The sequence below is a fragment of the Shewanella sp. N2AIL genome (genome assembly GCF_022690845.1).
In the GTDB taxonomy this organism is placed as follows: Bacteria; Pseudomonadota; Gammaproteobacteria; order Enterobacterales; family Shewanellaceae; genus Shewanella; species Shewanella baltica.
Map to the genome: position 1 here is coordinate 1 of NZ_JALBYT010000063.1, position 1,978 is coordinate 1,978.

The 1,978-nt window shown below is 45.8% G+C and carries 1 protein-coding gene; it reads right to left on the bottom strand.

The window, feature by feature from the left end:
• Window positions 1-163 precede the first annotated feature (163 nt).
• Entirely contained in the window at window positions 164-1,723 is a 1,560-nt protein-coding gene (locus tag MO387_RS20685; protein ID WP_107947098.1) for a SulP family inorganic anion transporter, read from the bottom strand.
• Window positions 1,724-1,978: the final 255 nt, after the last annotated feature.

Sequence of the window (1,978 nt, forward strand, 5' to 3'; positions counted from 1 at the left end):
TAGCAATATACAACGAAATGAGACCGCATCTGAGTTTGAATATGGCAACCCCTAATCAGGTGCACAATAGAAAAGGCCAGCTACTGGAGCTGGCCTAAAAACTGTCAACCTATCTTAGGACGGGACACTTATGGAAGCTCACACATTGCTAATGAAACATTGCTTACGAATCCAGCTTATCATCGGCCACTTTATAGTGAGGATCATCGAGTTGATTCACTTCGACAAGATTTCCCGCTTTATGCAGCAGTGCTTTACAGTCAGCGCTTAAGTGGATCAAGTGCAACTTCTTACCCGCATTAACATAACGTTCAGCGAGCGTGTCTATTGCTTCCAATGCGGAATGATCGGCAACCCGAGAGTTCTTAAAGTCGATAACCACATCTTGTGGATCTTTTGATGGGTCAAATAGCTCGAGGAAGTTCGCAATTGAGCCGAAAAACAATGGGCCATTGAGTTTATAGACTTTCCAGCCTTGCTCATTCTGCTCTTCCGTCACATTAATATGCTTGGCATGTTCCCAGGCAAAGACTAAGGCTGAAACGATTACGCCGACAAATACCGCAAATGCCAGATCGGTAAATACGGTTACCGTCGTCACTAGCACGATAACGAAAGCATCATGTTTCGGGACCTTGCCCATAAACTTAAAGCTTGCCCATTCAAAGGTGCCGAGCACAACGATAAACATCACCCCAACTAGCGCCGCAAGTGGGATTATCTCAATAAATGAAGCGCCAAATAAGATAAAGGCAAGCAGGGCGACTGCGGCTGTAATTCCTGATAATCGGCCGCGTCCACCCGAGTTAATGTTAATCATCGATTGACCTATCATGGCACAACCACCCATAGCACCGAAGAAGCCGCTGGTGATGTTCCCAAGACCTTGGCCGACGCATTCTTTGTTGCTGCGACCACGGGTATTGGTCATCTCATCTATCACAGTTAATGTCAGCAGTGATTCGATAAGACCAACAGCCGCTAAGATGCAGGAGTAGGGCAGGATGATATATAAGGTTTCAAGATTAAAAGGCACAGAGGGAATCGCAAAGCTAGGTAATGAACCCGCTATCGTCGCATTGTCATTACCACTCATGGTTTTTAGGAAGTCGAGGACATTACGAGTATCAAGATCGAGTCCGACGACAATTGCCGTCACAGTGAGGATTGCGACTAGTGATGAAGGCACTGCTGTGGTGATCTTAGGCAAAAAATAAATGATAGCCATCGTCAGTGCCACTAAGCCTAACATCAGCATTAATGGTTCTTGTGGCAACCAGACTAAGTTTCCGCTGACATCCTTGACCTTAAACTGACCTAGCTGGGCGAGGAAAATCACAATCGCCAGACCATTCACAAAGCCAATCATGACGGGATAGGGCACAATCCGAATAAATTTACCGAGTTTACATACCCCGGCTGAGATCTGGATGAGTCCCGCTAAGACTACGGCAGCAAATAAATATTGGACACCGTGCTCTACGACCAAAGACACCATGACAACGGCCATCGCGCCTGTCGCGCCCGAAATCATCCCTGGACGGCCACCAATCAGTGCCGTGATAAGTCCCATGATAAAGGCGGCATAAAGTCCAACCATAGGCTCTACATGGGCGACAAAGGCAAATGCGACCGCTTCTGGGATAAGCGCAAGTGCAACTGTTAGCCCTGAAAGCACATCGGCTTTATGACTAGACGTTTTGTGGCGAATGAGATCAAACATTGAACCTCTGTTATTAAGTTGTTGTGTGGATAAAAATAAGGCGCGAATACTAACAAAAAAATGGATTGAGCTAAACCTTAAATATAGTGTGAGTTTTACGATAGAAATAAAAAAGCCATGCAATTGCATAATGCCGATCAGTTAAGACAGATCACTTGACGATCTCGCTGAAAAGATCAAAATCCGATGACCTCATGTCATCGGATTTTTTTATGCAACTCTCAGAAGCACTCGCTCGCACTCATATTACCCGCC

Coding starts and splice junctions, on each gene's coding strand:
- MO387_RS20685 (WP_107947098.1), bottom strand. CDS start 1,723: ATGTTTGATCTCATTCGCCACAAAACGTCTAGTCATAAAGCCGATGTG.